The sequence below is a fragment of the Cryobacterium sp. 10I1 genome (genome assembly GCF_035019805.1).
In the GTDB taxonomy this organism is placed as follows: Bacteria; Actinomycetota; Actinomycetes; order Actinomycetales; family Microbacteriaceae; genus Cryobacterium; species Cryobacterium glucosi.
Genome location: NZ_JASJVF010000054.1, coordinates 1 through 17,122, shown reverse-complemented (window position 1 = coordinate 17,122; position 17,122 = coordinate 1). Strand labels below are relative to the sequence as shown.

The 17,122-nt window shown below is 66.6% G+C and carries 18 protein-coding genes; 5 read left to right on the top strand and 13 right to left on the bottom strand.

Features of this window, described 5'->3' with window-relative positions:
- Positions 1–282: 282 nt before the first annotated feature.
- From QN345_RS07345 to QN345_RS07315, 7 genes are all read right to left on the bottom strand, one after another.
- The gene (locus QN345_RS07345; protein ID WP_134448448.1) at positions 283–1,170 is read right to left on the bottom strand and encodes an NAD-dependent epimerase/dehydratase family protein; all 888 of its coding nucleotides are present in this window, start codon (positions 1,168–1,170) and stop codon (positions 283–285) included.
- Positions 1,171–1,234: 64 nt separating this feature from the next.
- Positions 1,235–2,062 carry an ABC transporter permease subunit gene (locus QN345_RS07340; RefSeq protein ID WP_134448450.1) on the bottom strand — a complete coding sequence of 276 codons (828 nt, stop codon included), beginning with the start codon at positions 2,060–2,062 and terminating at the stop codon, positions 1,235–1,237.
- Positions 2,059–3,117, bottom strand: a complete 1,059-nt coding sequence (locus QN345_RS07335) for an ABC transporter ATP-binding protein (protein ID WP_134558145.1) — start codon at positions 3,115–3,117, stop codon at positions 2,059–2,061. Before QN345_RS07335 ends, QN345_RS07340 begins: the two co-directional genes overlap by 4 nt.
- Positions 3,114–3,836, bottom strand: coding sequence for a TetR family transcriptional regulator (locus tag QN345_RS07330; RefSeq protein WP_134448454.1), 723 nt, complete (start codon positions 3,834–3,836; stop codon positions 3,114–3,116). The genes QN345_RS07335 and QN345_RS07330 overlap by 4 nt, the downstream gene beginning before the upstream one ends.
- Before the next feature lie 126 nt (positions 3,837–3,962).
- The gene (locus tag QN345_RS07325) at positions 3,963–4,700 is read right to left on the bottom strand and encodes a fumarylacetoacetate hydrolase family protein (protein WP_134448456.1); all 738 of its coding nucleotides are present in this window, start codon (positions 4,698–4,700) and stop codon (positions 3,963–3,965) included.
- A 41-nt stretch (positions 4,701–4,741) separates the two neighbouring features.
- On the bottom strand, positions 4,742–6,070 hold the full coding sequence (locus tag QN345_RS07320; RefSeq protein ID WP_241975193.1) for an MFS transporter: 1,329 nt from the start codon (positions 6,068–6,070) through the stop codon (positions 4,742–4,744).
- 229 nt (positions 6,071–6,299) lie between these two features.
- The gene (locus QN345_RS07315) at positions 6,300–7,091 is read right to left on the bottom strand and encodes an IclR family transcriptional regulator (RefSeq protein ID WP_134448460.1); all 792 of its coding nucleotides are present in this window, start codon (positions 7,089–7,091) and stop codon (positions 6,300–6,302) included.
- A 130-nt stretch (positions 7,092–7,221) separates the two neighbouring features.
- Here QN345_RS07315 and QN345_RS07310 point away from each other — a divergent pair, with 130 nt between their 5' ends.
- Positions 7,222–8,139: an NAD(P)-dependent oxidoreductase gene (locus tag QN345_RS07310; RefSeq protein ID WP_322189053.1), complete on the top strand. Its 918-nt coding sequence runs from the start codon at positions 7,222–7,224 to the stop codon at positions 8,137–8,139.
- 24 nt (positions 8,140–8,163) lie between these two features.
- Here QN345_RS07310 and QN345_RS07305 read toward each other — a convergent pair whose 3' ends face one another.
- The 4 genes from QN345_RS07305 to QN345_RS07290 all read right to left on the bottom strand — a co-directional run bounded on the left by QN345_RS07305 (position 8,164) and on the right by QN345_RS07290 (position 11,681).
- Positions 8,164–8,694: a gluconokinase gene (locus tag QN345_RS07305; RefSeq protein WP_134448464.1), complete on the bottom strand. Its 531-nt coding sequence runs from the start codon at positions 8,692–8,694 to the stop codon at positions 8,164–8,166.
- Positions 8,695–8,700: 6 nt separating this feature from the next.
- Complete coding sequence (locus tag QN345_RS07300) at positions 8,701–9,756, bottom strand: L-idonate 5-dehydrogenase (RefSeq protein WP_134558142.1); 1,056 nt, start codon at positions 9,754–9,756, stop codon at positions 8,701–8,703.
- Positions 9,757–9,835: 79 nt separating this feature from the next.
- Positions 9,836–10,603, bottom strand: coding sequence for an SDR family NAD(P)-dependent oxidoreductase (locus QN345_RS07295; protein ID WP_134448468.1), 768 nt, complete (start codon positions 10,601–10,603; stop codon positions 9,836–9,838).
- 19 nt (positions 10,604–10,622) lie between these two features.
- Entirely contained in the window at positions 10,623–11,681 is a 1,059-nt protein-coding gene (locus QN345_RS07290) for a D-2-hydroxyacid dehydrogenase (protein ID WP_134558140.1), read from the bottom strand.
- Between the two features lie 101 nt (positions 11,682–11,782).
- Here QN345_RS07290 and QN345_RS07285 point away from each other — a divergent pair, with 101 nt between their 5' ends.
- Positions 11,783–12,721: an NAD(P)-dependent oxidoreductase gene (locus QN345_RS07285; protein ID WP_322189049.1), complete on the top strand. Its 939-nt coding sequence runs from the start codon at positions 11,783–11,785 to the stop codon at positions 12,719–12,721.
- Positions 12,722–12,835: 114 nt separating this feature from the next.
- Positions 12,836–13,735, top strand: coding sequence for a D-hexose-6-phosphate mutarotase (locus QN345_RS07280; protein ID WP_322189047.1), 900 nt, complete (start codon positions 12,836–12,838; stop codon positions 13,733–13,735).
- A 62-nt stretch (positions 13,736–13,797) separates the two neighbouring features.
- Here the strand turns inward: QN345_RS07280 and QN345_RS07275 are convergent, their stop codons facing one another.
- Positions 13,798–15,258 (bottom strand): nitronate monooxygenase, encoded by a 1,461-nt coding sequence (locus QN345_RS07275; RefSeq protein ID WP_322136854.1) that lies wholly within the window; start codon positions 15,256–15,258, stop codon positions 13,798–13,800.
- Between the two features lie 291 nt (positions 15,259–15,549).
- Here QN345_RS07275 and QN345_RS07270 point away from each other — a divergent pair, with 291 nt between their 5' ends.
- Positions 15,550–15,816: a GlsB/YeaQ/YmgE family stress response membrane protein gene (locus tag QN345_RS07270; protein ID WP_134448476.1), complete on the top strand. Its 267-nt coding sequence runs from the start codon at positions 15,550–15,552 to the stop codon at positions 15,814–15,816.
- Positions 15,817–15,888: 72 nt separating this feature from the next.
- Here the strand turns inward: QN345_RS07270 and QN345_RS07265 are convergent, their stop codons facing one another.
- A complete protein-coding gene (locus QN345_RS07265; protein ID WP_134558137.1) occupies positions 15,889–16,422 on the bottom strand; it encodes a DinB family protein in 534 nt (177 codons plus the stop codon).
- 84 nt (positions 16,423–16,506) lie between these two features.
- Between QN345_RS07265 and QN345_RS07260 the strand changes: the two genes are divergently transcribed.
- Positions 16,507–16,917: a DUF4383 domain-containing protein gene (locus QN345_RS07260; protein WP_134448480.1), complete on the top strand. Its 411-nt coding sequence runs from the start codon at positions 16,507–16,509 to the stop codon at positions 16,915–16,917.
- Positions 16,918–17,122 lie beyond the last annotated feature (205 nt).

The window sequence follows — 17,122 nt, the reverse complement described above, 5'->3', positions numbered from 1 at the left end:
AAGAGTTAGGCTGACGCCATTCCAGTCTCCGGTACACCCGTCCCCGTCCGTCCCTCCGCCGAGCCAGGGCAGGCAGGCCGCCGCGGCGGCATCCGTCGCCTCACGCACGCGGGCGACGAGGGCGGCGGGATAGGAGTGCGCGCCGAGCACGACGGCGCCGGAACCGGAGCCACGGGGGATGCCCGTCGGCTCGATTTCCGGCTCGGCGGAGGGACGGACGGGGACGGGTGTACCGGAGACTGGAATGGCGTCAGCCTAACTCTTCCGTGTTACGAACGCGGGTCACGAGCTCGCCAGCGCCCTGCCGTCGGCGTCGAGGTAGTCTCGCCAGGACCGCTTCGGCGCCCAGCCGAGCAGGCGCTGCGCCTTCGCGCTCGAGATGCCCGAGGCATCCGGGCGGGAGAGGGGCCGCAGCGGGATCGTGTCGCCATAGTGCTCGTGCAGGATCGCGGCGAAGTCGCGCCCGCCTGCAGTGTCCGGCGCGGCGATGTAGAACACCTCATGGCCGGGCAGCTCCGATTCGGCGGCGAGCACGATGGCGTCCGCGAGGTCGTATGCATCGGTGTAGCTCCACAGGTTGCCGCTGGCCAACGCGGCGTCGCGCACGAGCGGCCCGAGGTTCTGCTCGTAGTTGTCCTCGTTCTGCACCCAGCTCGGCCGCAGGGAGATGCACCGGATGTCCGAACGTGCGACGGCGGCATCCATCAGCTGCTCCCCGAAGAGTTTGGTGAGCGCGTACGGGTCCTGCGGGTGCGCCGGGTGGTCCTCGTCGACGGGCGCATACTCAGGCAGGAAGCCGCGCTCGGCGAACAGGAATCCCGGCACCGTCTCGCTCGAGATGTTCACGAAGCGCGGCACGCCGAAGCGGACGGCGGCCTCGAGAACGTTGAAGGTCGCCATCAGGTTGGTGCGGAACACGACGTGGGCGGGATTCGCGGTCGGGTCCGGGATCGCGGCGGTGTGCACGACAGCGTCGGCTCCGCGGATCACGGCGAAGGCCTCACCGGCATCCGTCAGGTCGGCCATCTGGTAGCGCGCCGCGCCCTCCACCGCCCGCTCGAAGACCGGGCGGGCGAGGTCGACCCCCGTCACGTCGTGGCCGGCTGCGAGCAGCGCCTGGACGGCGGCCCGACCGACTTTTCCGTTGGCACCGGTGACGACAACCTTCATGAGCGCTCCCTTGCTGAACGTGGTGAAAGCCTCACGCTACCGCGCCGGGGCCTGCCGGCTCCGCTCAGACGCCAATGTCGCGCTGGCGCAGCACGAGTGCCGTCACCGCCGCGACGAGCAGGGAACCGCCGTAGAACGCGAGGAGCGCAAGCGGCGGGGCCCCGTTCGTCATCGGGTAGTTTCCGAACGCCCAGTAGTAGGGCGAGAGCCCGTGCAACCACTCGAGGTCGGCGCTCTGGTTGCCGAGGGCGTTGAAGACGTAGCCGACGACCGCGACGAACGCTCCGGCACCGATGCCCCACACCTTGCGGCCCGTGAGCGCGCCGCCGAGCATCGCCACACTGCCGCAGAGCAGCACGAGGCCCGCGAAAAGCAGGCAGGTCTGGGCCAGGTACCCGACGTCGATGCCGAGCTGGCTCGGGCCGTTGAGGAGCGCGATGAGCACGAACATCAGGGCGGTGATCAACAGGACCTTCAGCACGAGCGCCGCGAACCGCTCCACGACCACCTGCACCCGGGTGACGCCGTGGGCGAGGGTCAGCTCGAGCTGGCCGGATTCCTCGTCGCCGCCGAGCATGGCCGCGCCCCAGCCGATCGAGGCGATGCTCATCAGCAGGAACCCGATCAGGCCGAAGACCGTCGCCTGGGTGTAGCCGGCCCCGGTGCTGATCTGGTCGTAATTGAGGGTACGGATCAGGGCCCGCGGCAGGGAGTCGATGAGCTTCTGCATCTCGGACGTGCCGATCATGCTCGGGTAGAGCGGCAGGTAGAGGAAGATCGCCGCCGCGATGCCGATTCCCCAGCCGAGCAGGGCTCGCCGGCCGTCTGCGAACGCCTTGCCGAAGATCGGCAGGGGCGCACGGCGGACATCCGTCTCCGTGGACGCGGTCATTTCGGTTCCTTCCTTTCCGCTCGGGACCCGCGGGCGGTTCGGGTCGCCCGGGAGGCCCTGTGCGACTCTGCGGAATCCTCCGGCGCGGTGTAGAGCGCGAGCACGGATTCCTCGAGGTCGGGTTCCTCGAGAACGAGATCCGTGAGGTCGAGCGTGGAGACGGCCTGGATGAAGGGCTGGATCGCACCCTCGAGGGTTGCGGTCGCCTCGGTGGCTGCGGCCCCAGCGGGGCTGGTGACGGCCATGCAGACGAGCCCGGCCATGCCGTCGAGCCGGCCCAGCCGCTCGGAGAGGTCGGCGGGGCGGATGCCGGTGGCCGTCATCCGCAAGTGACGCACGGCCGTTTGGCGCAGTGCCTCGACACTCGCGACGGTGATGATGCGCCCGTCCCGGAGGATCGCGACCTCGTCGGCGGCCTGCTGGATCTCGCTGATCACATGCGAGGACAGGAATACGGTCTGGCCGGCGTCGCGGGCCTCCTTGACGAGCAGCAGGAACTCCTGCTGCATCAGGGGGTCGAGCCCGCTCGTCGGTTCGTCGAGCACGAGGAGTTCCGGCTCGTGCATGAACGCCTGCACGATGCCGAGCTTCTGCTTGTTGCCGCGGGAGAGCTTGCGCACCGGCTGTGCGAGGTCGAGATGGAACCGTTCGGCGAGTTCTTCGATGTGCCCGGTGCGGACGGGACCGGAGATGTCGGCGTAGTGCTGCAGGAGCTTTCGTCCGGTGATGCGGCCCTCGAGGATGAGTTCTCCGGGCAGGAAGCCGATCCGCCGGCGCAACTCGGGGCCGGCGTTGCGCGAGTCGGTGCCGAGAACGGTCGCGTGCCCGGAGCTCGGCCGGATGATGTCGAGCAGGGCGCGCATGGTCGTGGTCTTGCCCGCTCCGTTGGGGCCGATCACGCCGAAGACGCTGCCGCGGGGAACCGTGAAGGTCACACCATGGAGGGCCTGGGTGCTGCCGAAGCGCTTGGTGATCTCGACGGCCTGGATCGCGGCATCCGTGGGCGGGGACGACGCCCCGGGATGTGGCCAGCTCGCTGTTTCGACGTGACTCATCGGGTGTCCTCTCGACTGGGGTATTCCTGGGCCGGCATGGGCTCTGCCGGGGGTGCCGCAGCGGGCTCCGGCGTTGCCGCGAGCGCCTTCCGGGTGACGTTCAGCACGGTCTCGTCTGTGTAGAGCCCGTGGGTGTACAGCTCGACCGACGGCAGCGCGAGCCGCCGCATCGTCTCCTGGCCGAGACCCAGGCCCTCGAAGCCGAGCGACCGGGCGAGGTGTGCGCTCATCGTCATCATCGCCAGGCTCGTCGTCGCGATCAGGACCGCCACCGCGCGCGGGTCGGAGGAGGGGTTCATGGTTCCGTCCGCGATTCCGGCCCGGATGATCGCCTCGGTCTCGTCGACGATCGTGTCCACGAAGGTCCGGCCGGCCGCCGTCTCCTCCGCGATCGCCCGCGACAGGTAGGCGACGTCGACCTCGTATTCCGCGGGGTTCGCGAGGTATCCCTGGATCACGGCCTGGAGTCCCGCCGGGCTCGCCTTGTCGCGGGCCGCGGCCAGCATGGTGCCGATCACGAATTCATCGCACTCCCCGCGGAGGCGCTCCTTGCTGCCGAAGTGATGCACGACGAGGCTCGCGCTCACGCCGGCGGTGGCGGCGATCGCCCGCAGGCTCGATTTGCGGAAGCCGTCCTGAGCGAAATGAACGATCGCGGCATCCCGGATCAAGGCGCGCGCCGTGAGGTCCTCCGGTGGAGAGGGACGAGCTGTACGCATGTTCAACATGCTAAACACTTGTTCAGTGCGGGTCAAGGCCCTCGGTGCGTGACATGCCGGAGCCCGGGTGCTCGCCCTGCAGCCTGCAGGGCGAGCATCCGGGCTCCGGGACTTCCCGGTTGACGATCAGCCGACGGTGCTGCTGAGCGTTCCGATCCCCTCGAGAGTGATGTCGACGCGATCACCGGGATGAACGGCGACAAAGGTGTTCGGAGCACCGGTCATGATCACATCCCCGGGTTCCAGGGTGAGCCAGCGCGTCACGTATGCGAGTGTCGCGGCAACACTCGACGGGAGGTTGAACGACCCGGACCGGGCGCGCACCTCACCGTTGATCGCGACCTCTGTGCTCACGTTCTCGGGGTCGGCCACCTCGGTCTCGATCCAGGGGCCGAGCGGTGTGTAGTTGACTCCACTTTTGCTCTGGAAGTTCTTTTCGTCGACGGGCACCTGATCGACGTTCGTCACGTCGTTCGCGACCGTGAATCCGAGAACGTAGTCGAAGGCGTTTTCTACAGTGAGCGCGGTAGCCGATCGCCCGATGACGACGGCAAGTTCTCCTTCGACGTTGACCGTTCCCACGCCACGCTGAGCCAGGATCTCGTCGCCAGGCCCCGCGACGGTGTGTGCCGATTTCTGCCAGGCCTGAATGGGCAGGACGTGGTTGTTGTTGGTGAGGTTATGAGCAATTCCGACGACGAGGCCGGGTTGCACCGGGGCAAGGAGCACGGCACCGTCCATGGGTGTCGAGTCCCCGGTGAAGATGATTTCCCGGGCGAAAGGATCGATGATGAAGTCCCAACGATCGTCCACGGCCACCGCAGAGCGGGGCCCTTCTGGAGTTTCGAGTCGTGCTATCCGCATGCTGTGCTTTCTGATTTGGTCGAATGAGGAGAGAAGCTGCGTCAGCTGCCGACACGTGCGAGGAATTCCTTGTGCGACACCATGTGTTCGGGACGTGTCTCAACCTGAACCGCGCTGTCGAACAGTGCGTCGTTGAGAAGCGTCAGGTCACGGCCGCGGGTCTCGGGTGTCACGAAAGTCGTTGCGAACGTGATCGCGGCGAGGATGAAGACATAGATGGCCAGCGGCCACCAGGCCCCACCGCTGGCGCCGATGAGGAAAGCACCGAGGACCGGCGCGATCCCGCCGGCAAGGATGGCACTGAATTCCCGTGACGTCGCAACACCGAGATACCGGTGTTGGTTGCCGAACATTTCAGGAAGGAGCGCGCACTGCGCGCCGAGCATGGTGTTGACTCCGAGGCCGATTGCAACGGCGATCACGATGATGACGATTACAGGGTTTCCGAGCGACAGCAGCCACCAGCCGGGGAAGGCAAGCACCAGAAGGACCGCCGCGCCGAACCGGTAGACGGGGACCCGTCCGAAGCGATCAGAGAGGTGACCGGCGAACGGAACCGTCACCATCCCGACCAACGATCCAACCGCGACGGCGAGCGGGCCGATCCACGTGCCGACTCCAACGGTTGTGACCACGAAACTCACGGCGAGAGTGCTGAAGATATAGGAGCCCCCGTTCTCCGCCATCCGCAGGCCGATTCCACGCAGAACCGAGGGGAATGAGCCGCGGAAAACCTCGCGGAGGGGACTCTCGGCAACCTGATCCTGCTTTTCGAGAGTGATGAATGTCGGGCTTTCCCGCAGGCGCATCCGGATGAAGACGGCGACACCGATGAGCAGGATGGAGGCGAGGAAGGGAATGCGCCACACTCCCGCGAGCAGGACCTCCGTGGGGAGGGTGCCGAGGTAGACGAACACTCCCGCGGCAAGCAAGGTTCCTGCCTGAATCCCAATGAAGGGGAGGGCCGCGAAGAAGCCGCGTCGGCGAACGGGTGCGTATTCGGCCATAAGGACCGTCGCGCCCGCCTGTTCGGCGCCAGCACCGAAGCCTTGCAAGAGCCGGAGCAAAACCAGGAGAGCCGGGGCCCACAGGCCGGCCTGCTCATAGGTCGGCAAGACGCCGACGAGAGTGGATGCGCCACCCATGATGGCGATCGTCGTGAGTAGAACCCATTTACGACCGAGCTTGTCGCCGATCGTGCCGAAGAAAAGCCCCCCGAGTGGACGTGCGGCGAAGGCCACCCCAAAGGTGGCGAAGCTCGCGACCAGGGCAACGGCAGGTGTGAGGTTGGAGAAGAATACCTTGCTGAAGATCAGGGCCGACGCGAGCCCGTACAGGGCGAAGTCGTAATATTCCAGCGCACTGCCCACGCTTGATGCCAAAGTGGCCCGACGAAGATTCGCCGCGTAATCCGGATCCGAAGCCCCACTGGAACCGCCCGGTTGATTCTCACTGCTCACGATGTCTCACCCTCCATTGGATGACCCCTGAGTCGAATGAATTACTCGGAATTCACCCAAGTCGAGGCGTCGATGCGGGCGTCTGTGCCCGTAGGAATGATGCTACACCCGGCTGAACAGAGTTCGGCATTCTGAACGATTATTTTTCGACAGGAACAATCGTCGGTCGCGTCAGCTCCGCTGCCGCCATCCGAAGAGCCGCCAGGACGCGCGCCCGCTCCTCCGGTGAATCATTCGGGTGCACCAGCGACGCACCGATTCCGAACGATGGTTCTCCGCTTCGCGTCGAAGGGACGAGGACTGCCAAACCGACCACGCTCAAGTGGATCTCACCCTCATCGATGGCATATCCGCGCTCACGCGTCATCTTCAACTTCCGCTGCAACGTCTCCAGGTCCTTCGTTGAACGATCAGTGAAAGTCACGAGTCGATTGGGGTCCGCGTACAGCGCTTCAACCTCGTCCGGTGGTAGTTCCGCGAGGAGTACCGTACCCACCGCGGTCGCTGACGACGGGTAGCGATCTCCGACGCCCGCAGACAACGGGAACCGCTCCCTCCCTTCGTACGCCGCCAGATAGAGGACCCTGGCTCCGTCCAACATTGCAATCTGCACAAGTTGTGTGGTGAGCACCTCCGACTCTTCGCAGATCCGGTAGAACTCCCGAATCTGGTCGAACCCCGCGAGGTAAGCGCTTCCGAGCTCGACCGCGCGTCTGCCCAGTAGATATCCTCCACCGCTTCGCCGGATGAGCCCGCCCTCTTCGAGCGACGCACACAGATTGGACGTCGACGACTTGGCTATACCCAACTCTCGCGCGATATCGCTCAAGGAACGGGCGCGGCCGGGCGAGAGCGCGAGCAGATCGAGGATCCTGACCGCCTTCAAGACTGCCGGCGCCTGAGCACCCTTTTCAACCTCGATGACGCTCATTCCGCTTCCTCCTTGGCGCCGCGCTGCGCCGCATGGCGGCAGCCGAAACACACCCCGATGGTACCAGTCGCCCACTTTCACGGGGCGACCACCATCCACAGTGGTGAATGCGGTTCTGTATGCTGTTCAAATGTCAACGTTGCCCCCCGCCGAATCAGGTCCTGTATCCGTGGGAATGATCGGGCTGGGAAACATGGGGTTGCCCATGGCCCTGAACCTGCTCCGCGCCAGCGGACCGGACAGGCACATCCGCAAAGTCACGGTCACGGGGCGATCACGAGAACGTTCTGCGGCGCTACTGGCAGCCGGAGCGGCATGGGCAGGCACGCCGCGCGAACTCGCGGAGCAGTCGGACGTCCTCATCCTCATGGTTCCCGATTTGCCTCAGGTGGAGGAGGTTCTTTTCGGGCCAGACGGCGTCGCCGAAGCGTCCACGGAGCTTGTCGTGGTCGTCTCGGCCACGGTCTCAGCTGCCGGACTGCGCACGGTCGACGCTCGACTCCGTCACGGTACGCACGGGCGAATGGTTCTTGTCGACGCCCCCGTCAGCGGCGGCACCGAAGGCGCGGAAGCAGGAATACTCTCGATCATGGTCGGCGGCGACGTCGAACCCGTCGCACGCGTCCTGCCGGTCCTCAGCGCCTGTGGGTCCCCATTGAGACTGGGGCCACTTGGAGCCGGCGCCGTGGCCAAAGCCTGCAACCAGCTCATCGTCGCTGCGACAATGAGCGCGATCGCCGAAGCGAGCGTGATCGCCGAACGCTCAGGCCTTGACCTTGGCGCCCTGTTGGACCTTCTCCAGGGCGGCTATGCGGGCAGCCGCGTTCTGGAGACGAAGGGTCGACGGCTCGTCGAGCGCGACTACACGCCAACAGGGGCGGCCAAATTCATGGTCAAGGACCTGAGTTTCGCGGCAGCCGCTGCTGCAGATACCCGCACGGTGGCCCCGACCCTGGCCGCCGTGCGGGAATCCTTCCTACGGTTGACCGAAGCGGGCCTCGGAGACCAGGATCTCGCCGTCATCCACCGATACGTCGGCAGTCTTTGATTTCATTGGTCGAGGCTTCGGCAGCTACTGAGACACCGCCGGAACCCGCAGGGACGTGACCGCAGCGGCAACAATTTCGCTGACCCCTGCGGCGATGTCGACGACGGTTCCCTCCTCGGTGTCGCAGAGCGGCTCAAGAGTACGGAGTTGGGACTCCAAAAGCTCAGGCGGCATGAAATGTCCTCCGCGGTCGCGGAGGCGCGCCGCCAGTAATTCAGGAGTACCAGAAAGGTGCACGAAGTACGTTCCAGGCGCCTCGGCACGAATCGCGTCCCGATAGCTCCGTTTGAGCGCGGAGCATGCAATGACGAGCCCCTGGCCATCGGCTCGCGCGGCGGAAAGGGCGCCGCCGACGAGCGAGAGCCACGGCATCCGGTCCGCGTCGTCGAGGGGACGGCCTGCGGCCATTTTGGCGATATTGGCCGCGGGGTGGAGCACGTCGCTGTCGATGAACGACTCGCCGATGGCCCGCGAAAGCTGTTCACCGACTGTCGACTTGCCCGCACCGCACACTCCCATCACGACGACAAGCGGATGTTGGACGGAGTTGATCATGGCGTTCTAGTCCCGTTCTTCGAAGCTGAGTAAGACCTTGCCGGATGCAGCGGGGTCGCGGGCGATTTCGAAGGCCGCAGCGGCCTCACCAACGGGGAAGACCTGGGTCACGATTCCGCCGACGTCGAGGGAGCCGTCGGCGAGAGCGGCCACGACCTCGTCGATCTCGTCATTGAACCGGAACGATCCGACGAGTTCCAGCTCGCGGACGATCGCCAGCGAGATCAGGGCCGGCTGCTCGCCGGACGGCAGCAGTCCGACCATCACGATGCGTCCTCCACGGGTGGCACCGCGCACCGCCGATTCGAGTCCCCGGTAGTTGCCGGACGACTCGATCACGATATCGGCGTCGACGCGCGCAATCGCGTCCGCATCGGTGGCGAGGAGCGTTTGGGTCGCACCGAGCAGGCGCGCCCTCGACAGGGGCGGCTCGACCGTGTCGACCGCGATGATCTCCGCTGCGCCATGGTGCCGCAGCACGGCGATCACGAGCGACCCGATCGGACCGCACCCGACAACGAGAGCTCGTCTGCCGCGCACCTCGCCTGCTCGCCCAACGGCGTGCCACGCAACGGCGGCCGGTTCCACGAGAGCGGCGTCGCGAAGCGACAGCCCCTTCGGGAGTTTCCGCAGCATCCGGCTGGGCAGCGCGACCCGCCTGGCAAATGCACCCGACCGGTGCGGGAACCGGGCAGCACTGCCGAGATAGGTCCCGCCCGGTGCAAGATTCGGCCGCTCGATCGGATAGCGACTGCCATCACCCGGCCCCGGCGTCAGGGGGTGTACCGCGACACGGGTCCCGGCAACGGGTCCGGATCCGTCTGCGGCCGACGTGACGACCGTTCCGACGATTTCATGCCCGAGCAGAAGCGGCTCTCGGAGAATGGATTCTCCGGCCGCCCCATCGAGCCAGTAGTGCAGGTCTGATCCGCAAATGCCACCGAAGGCGACCTCAACGACCGCCTCATCAGCCTCAGGCCGCGGCTCTCCGATGGCCTCGACCCGAAGGTCTCCCTTGGCGTGGGCGACAACGCCGAGAACGCCGGTGTGAATATTCGACATGTTGGACTCCTCTGTCCTGTGAATGTGGTTCCGTTCGCTGAATCCGCTGTGCGCAGGCCAGGTTGCTGACCGGGTCTCGTCACACCACGGCGGTCATTCCGCCGTCGACGAAGATCGTCTGCCCGTTGACGAAGTCCGACGCGGGCGACACGAGGTAGATCAGGGTGCCGACCAGGTCTGCGACATCGCCCCAGCGTCCGGCAGGTGTTCGCGTGCGCACCCAGGAGCTGAAGGCCTCGTCCGCGACCAGAGCCTTCGTGAGCTCGGTCGCGAAATACCCGGGCGCGAGGGCGTTCACTTGGATGCCGCTGACCGCAAGATCAGCACACATGCCCTTCGTCAGCATCGAGATTCCGCCCTTGGTCGCAGCGTATGGCGCAATGCCTGCTCGCCCGAGCTGGCTTTGCACCGATCCGATATTCACGATCTTGCCGCTGCCGCGGGTCACCATCCCTCGAGCGGCCTGCTGGCCGACCAGGAATGCACCGGTGAGGTTGGTCGCGACGATGTCGTTCCAGTCAGTGAAGGTGAACTCGGTGAACGGGGCCCTGCGCTGAATTCCGGCGTTGTTGACCAGGATGTCCAGCACACCCCACTCATTCTCGATCGCCGCGATTCCATCGGCGACGGCGGCCGGGTCGGTGATGTCGAAGGTGGATGCGATCGTTTCCACCCGGCCGGATTTCTCCAGCCCGGAGCGGGCCGCGTCAACCTGATCGCGGTTGCGTCCGTGGACGACAACCCGCACTCCCGCGTCCGCGAGGCCGCCCGCGAGCGCAAGTCCGATTCCTCGGCTCGATCCCGTGACGAGTGCCGTCTTCCCCGAGACGTCAAATAGCGTGTTCATCAGTTCTCTCCTGTGTCTTTCAGTAGAACTCGACGGTATCGACCCGGTTTATCAGGGGTTGTCCGTCGAGGAAGCGAGTGGCATTGCGGGTGAAGAGCTCGGCGATCAGCCGGTCCTCTGCAGCGTTGAGAGCGGCGGTGTGCGGGCTGACCAGGACGTTCGGCAGATCCCAGAATGGGCTGTCGGTGGCGAGGGGTTCTTCGGCGAACACGTCGAGGGCCGCGAACCCGACCCGGCCGTTCCGCAGCGCACGCAACAGTTCGTCCTGGTCGATGACGGTCCCACGTCCCACGTTCACGACGGTCGCGCCCGGCTTGATCCGGGAAAAGAAGTCGCTGCCGAAGAGTCCGTTGGTCGCAGCGGTCCCGGGCAGGGTCGCGACGACAGCATCCAGCTCGTGCGCCACGGAGGGGATTTCTTCGGGCTGGATGAAGCGGGAGACTCCCGGGATGTCCTGCGAGCCACGGGTCGTGCCGATCACGCGTGCGCCGAGTGCGGCAAGACGGGAAGCGACTCCGGCACCGATGCCACCGAGACCGGCGACAAGGACCGTCTGCTCACTCACAAGCCCCATGGTCCAGCGGCCACTCCAGGTGTGGTCGTGCTGCTGGGCAAGGAGGCGCGGCAATGACTTGGCGCCGGCGAGCACCCCGAAGAGTGCGAATTCGGCGAGGGGACCGCCATGCACGCCGGCGGAAGTCGTGAAGGCAACCCGTTCCAGCTGCGCCGCGCTGAGCTCTGCGGCGGCAACCTGTCCGCCGCCGCCCGCCGCCATGGTTTGCACCCAGCGCAAGCGCGGGTTGACTCCGACGGTCTTCTTCAGTGCCGCGGAATCGACGTCCGGGATGCCGTAGAGCACGTCCGCGCTATCGACGAGGGCCGTGAAGCGCTCCTGCTGCGCAGCAGTGCGGTGGAAGGAAGGGTCGCCGTTGAAATCGCCGGGATGGCGCTGCGGGGGCAACAGCTCCTGATCGCGGATGAGCTGCAGGCGGGGTTCACCCGTTTCGATGCGGTGGCATAGTTCCTCGGACAGTGGAGCCGCGACAACGACTCGAAGGCGAGTATCTGATTCGATCACTGTATTTACCCTTTTCTGCGCCGAATAGGGGTCGGTGTGCGGCGCTCCTGAATGTCAAGCTGCATCCATCCTACTGAACAGAGTTCGCTAGAGTGAACGACATGTCAAACCAACGTAGTTTTCCTGCTGCAAATTCGCTTACTGTCGGAGTCATTGGATTGGGAGTGATGGGCCGCCCGATGGCTGCAAGCCTCCTGCGCAGCCCTGCAGCCTCCTGGAACGTTGTCATCAGCGACCGAGGACGCGAACGCTATTCCGAACTCTTGGATTCGGGAGCCTCCTGGGCGGAATCCCCGCGGCGGCTCGCTGAACAGGCCGACATCATCGTCGACATGCTCCCGGACCTTCCGCAACTTGAACAGGTTCTGAACGGCCCCGACGGTATCGTTTCGGGTATCACGACCCTCACTTTGTTGGTGATTTCCTCCACGTCCTCCGCGTCCGGCATCCGTGAGCTCGCGGACAGGCTCGCAACTGAGACCAACGGTCTCCTCCACGTCGTCGATGCCCCTGTGAGCGGCGGCGAAGACGGTGCGGTCGCGGGGACACTCTCGATTATGGTCGGCGGCAGCGCTGACGATGTCGACCTCGCACTGCCCGTGTTACGGGCCATCGGGACCCCGGCGCACCTCGGTCCGCTCGGTGCCGGCGCAATCGCCAAGTTCTGCAATCAACTCATCGTGGCGGCGAATATTCTGGCGCTCGGCGAAGCTGCGGTCCTGGCGGAACGGAGCGGCCTCGACCTCGGCGCCCTCTTCGACCTTCTCGAAAACGGGTACGCGGGCAGTCGGGTCCTGGACAGCCGGAAGCGGCGTATCGTCGACGCGGACTATCGCCCGTCCGGAGTCGCCAGGTACATGATCAAGGACCTCCGCTACGCACTCGAAGAAGCCGATCGAACCGGCACCGATGCCGCTCAGCTGCGTCTGCTGCTCGACACCTTCACCGATCTCACCGCACACGGTTTCGGCGACCAGGACATTGCGGTCACGCGGGCCTATGTCGAGTCGAAGAACCCGCCACCGGTCGCAGTCGCCTAACCGCACCCTGATGGTCCGATGTCTGCCACACAGCGGGCAGGCACCGGCTGAGAATCGCGCCCGCTCATCAACAGTCCCACTGTGGGAAAATCAGGTGAACCCTGGAGGTTTCCCATGTCAACCATTCCCACAGCACTTCCCGTCCTGCCGGCGTCCGTCCACCTCGCCCCCGGCGTCGGCGGGCTCCCCATCGTCCGTGTCACCGGCCGCGCCGGGTCGGCCGAGGTGTACCTGCACGGTGCGCACGTCGCCTCGTGGGTTCCGGCCGGCGGAGCCCCCGTGCTCTGGATGAGCGCGGCGAGCCGCTTCACCCCGGGCACCGCCATCCGCGGCGGAATCCCGATCTGCTTCCCCTGGTTCGGTCCGAACGCAGCGGATACGACGGCGCCGGCCCACGGGTTCGCCCGCGTGACCGAGTGGCAGCTGTCCGGCGCCGCCGAGGTCGCTGACGATGTGGTGCTGACCTTCCACCTGACGGACTCGCCCGCGACGCGCGCGTCGGCGTGGCCGCATCCGTTCGAAGCCCGCTACACCGTGACCGTCGGTGCGACGCTCCGCCTCGAGCTGACCGTGACCAACCGGGACACGGTGGCCGTGACCGTCGAGGAGGCGCTGCACAGCTACTTCGCGATCGACGACATCCACCGGACGACGGTCACCGGGCTCGAGGGCGCCCCGTTCCTCGACAAGGTCTCAGGCGGCACGCTCGAGCCAGGGGCCGACGGCCCCGTCGGCTTCGTGGCGGAGACCGACCGGGTCTACCCCGGCACCACGGCCACCACGGTCATCAAGGACGGGACGCGCAGCATCGCCGTCGCGAAGACCGGCTCCGAGAGCACCGTCGTCTGGAACCCATGGATCGACAAGGCCGCGGCAATGGCGGACTTCGGCTCCCAGGAATGGACCGGCATGGTCTGCGTCGAGACCTGCAACGTGGGCGCAGCCGCGATCACCCTCGCCCCCGGCACGAGCCACACGATGACAGCGGAGTTCACCGTCACTGAAGCAGCTTGAGAGTCACCTTTCCGGTCGAGAGTGACCGCTGTAACGGGCACTCTCGACCGGAAAGGTAGTGGTCAGGAGGCGGTCGGGGAGACCGGGGCGTCGCGGAGCAGCCAGCCGATGGCGTCCGCGGCGCTCCACCCTTCCGGATGTGCAGCGAGGAGCACGGCGGCCCCGTCGATGTCGTTGCCGAGCGTCAGCAGCGGCGCCTCGACGTAGCCGGTCTTGCGGGTCTGGCCGAGGCCGACGGTCGCGGTGAGCGCGTTGCAGAGGCAGGCGCGGCCGGCAGCATCCTCGGCGGTGCCTCCCTTGCGCACGTACATGTGCACGGGTTCGCTCGGGCAGCGGAACCCGACCGTGCCGTCCTTCTTCGCATAGGGCTCGCGCAGGTAGCTGAGGTCGCAGAGACGCACCCGGTCGGCGTAGACCGCCGGTTCGGACAACGTGCCCGGCAGCTGGGCCACCTTGAACGGGAATCCCGTCGGCGAGGCGGCGGCGTCGGTGCGGATCGAGAGCTCCGTCGCGTCGAGGCGGCCGAGCACCTGGTCGCGCAGTTCGGGGGCGAGGCCGGACTCCTGGCTGAGCGCGAACAGGGTGCCGACCTGCACGCCCTGTGCTCCCGCGGCGAGCGCGACGGCGAGGCGTTCCGGCTGCCCGTAGCCGCCGGCGAGCCAGAACGGCAGGCCGAGTTCGGCGATCTTGACGATGTTCGCGTCGTCGCGCGGGCCGTAAATCGGCTGGTCGTCGTCGTCAAGGGTGAGCCGGCCGCGCGGGGGCGCGTTGTGCCCGCCTGCCGTCGGGCCCTCGATGATGAACCCGTCCGGGCGGATGTCCGCATCGCGCGCGAGGTAGAACGCGAGCACGTGCGCCGAGACGATGGCGAGGAAGAACGGGCGGAGTAGCGGCGGGAAGGTCTCCGGCGTCAGCCCGAGGACGTCGACGGGATCCACGCTCACGGTGTGGACGGCATCCGCTTCGGCCCCGTGCACGTCGATGTCGATCGTGCCGACCCGGCCGGCGGCGAGCTCATCGAGGAGGTGCGGGATCTGGCGCGGGATGCCGGCGCCCATCAGGACGTAGTCGACCCCGGCGAGCATGGCGCCGAGTGCGGCCGGCGGGGTCGCCATCTGCACCTTCTCCATGTAGTTGATCCCGACGATCCCGGTGTGGCCCTCCTTGGCCAGCCAGACCTCGGTGAAGTTGCCGAGCACGCTGAGCTCCTGCTGCTCGCGGGTGGGCTTCAGGGACAGTTTGGGTACGGGAAGGTACGGCTCGCCCTCCGCGCGGCCCTCGGCCTGGAAGTAGCGCTCGAGAACGGGCCCGACCAGTGCGGGAACCGGGAACGCGGCGAGCGCCCGGCGGATGTGTCCGCCGGCGTCGCCGTCCTGAAGCCTGCGTGTGAGGACGGAGTCGAGGGCGACGCCGGAGACGACGCCGAGCTGGCCGGTGCGGGCCACCGCATTGGCGAGCCGCCAGGACGAGACGGCCATGCCCATGCCGCCCTGGATGACCACGGGCAGTGTTCTGTCGGACAAGAGGGCCTCCGTCGATCTGCGCCGGGGCGTCCGCCGCGAGAACGGGGGTGCCACTGCAGTCGCTGAGACCGGGGGTGATCAGTTGCAGGGCGCAGGGCAATCGTAACTCACGGCATATTCCCGAATCGGGTTGCATTCGGGCCGCGACCCCGTGACCGGGATACCGGATCGTGGCAGACTCGATGAGTAAGACGGAGATGGAGGTTGGCCTGCACCCGCGCCAGAGTCTGCGGGCAGGCATGTGATGACACACCATGTGAGACAACGCTTGTAAGCGAAAGGACGCTTGACATGAGTTTCATCGGATTTCTACTTCTCGGCCTGATCGCCGGCGCGATCGCCAAGGCCATCCTGCCCGGCACCCAGGGCGGCGGCTGGTTCGTGACCCTGCTCCTCGGAGTGGTGGGCGCGATCCTCGGCGGCTGGCTCGGGTCCCTCCTCTTCGGCGTCGGCATCGGCGATTTCTTCCAGCTGTCCAGCTGGTTGCTCGCCATTGCAGGGTCGATCATCGTGCTGCTGATCTATGGCGCCGTCGTCAACCGGAGGCACACCGCGTAGCGGCGGCCGCACACGCCCGGTGCATCACCACCGTCACCTGCGCTGCCCGCCTCAGAAACGGCAGCCGCGACTCTAGCGGTGCTCTGACACCGCGGTGACGTCGTGCAGGTGATGCACCGGGTCATGCACGAAGTACTGTCCCATCGTCGTCACAGTGAACCGGGCGCCGTCGCTGCGCCTGCCGACCCGACCGAGTTCGGCGGCGGGGACCGCGGTAAACGCAACGGCCGCGGATGCCGCGGCCTCGGCCAGTTCGACGGCGACCCGTTCCGGGGCCTGCTCGCCGTACCGTTCCGCCACGGCCGTCGCGTCCTGGTCCCAGTTCGGGAACAGGGGGTCGTCCTCCGAGCGCATCAGCGCGAGCCGGACGGTGAAAATACGGAACACATCGCGAACATGGGCGGCGTACTCCAGGGCGGACCAGGTGTGCTCGCTCGGCCGCACCGCGACATCCGCTCGCTCGAGCACGGGCAGCCAGGCCGCGGCGTTCTCGCGGATCAACCGTGGGATGTCCTCGAAGACGACATCCGCGGCGACGAAACCGCACTCGGGGCAGGGGCGCTCGAGCACCCAGGTCCAGTCCTTGGTGTCCGGGGGAATATTCATGCCGCGAGCCTACCAATCCGCTGTGAGGTTCATTCCGAACTACTGGCAACCGCACCCCCGCGGTCTCTACCAGGAGGAAATCTCATGCGCACTTCACCGAACCGCCTCGTCGCCACCGTCTTCGGAGCCGTCTACCTGCTCGTCGGCCTGCTCGGCTTCGCCGTCACGGGTGGGGTCAGCTTCATCGCCACCCAGGGCGGGCTCCTGCTCGGCCTCTTCGCCGTCAACCCGCTGCACAACGTCGCCCACCTGCTGATCGGCGCCGCACTGCTCATCGCCGGCCTCTCGGGCGTCACCGCGGCCAAGTCCGTCAACACCACGATCGGCGCGGTCTACCTGCTCCTCGGCATCGTCGGGTTCTTCATCGCTGGCTCGGAGCTCAACATCCTCGCCCTCAACACGCCAGACCACTTCCTGCACCTCGCCAGTGCGATCGTGCTGCTCGGTGCGGGCCTCGCCGCCGACAAGGTCGTCCGCCACTCCGCGGTCGCCTGAACCGCCGGCCGCTCCACACCCGCATTCGCCACGCAGCACGCCGCACCACGCATCCACGAACAGGAGCTTTGATGACCCCGATCAGCCGCCTCTGGCTCTCCTCTGCCGCCATCGGCGCGGGAACGATCCACCTCGCCGTGGGTGCGAGCGCCCCGGTGCTCCTCATGATCACCCTGGTCGGGCTCGGCGCTGCCGAGCTCGGCTG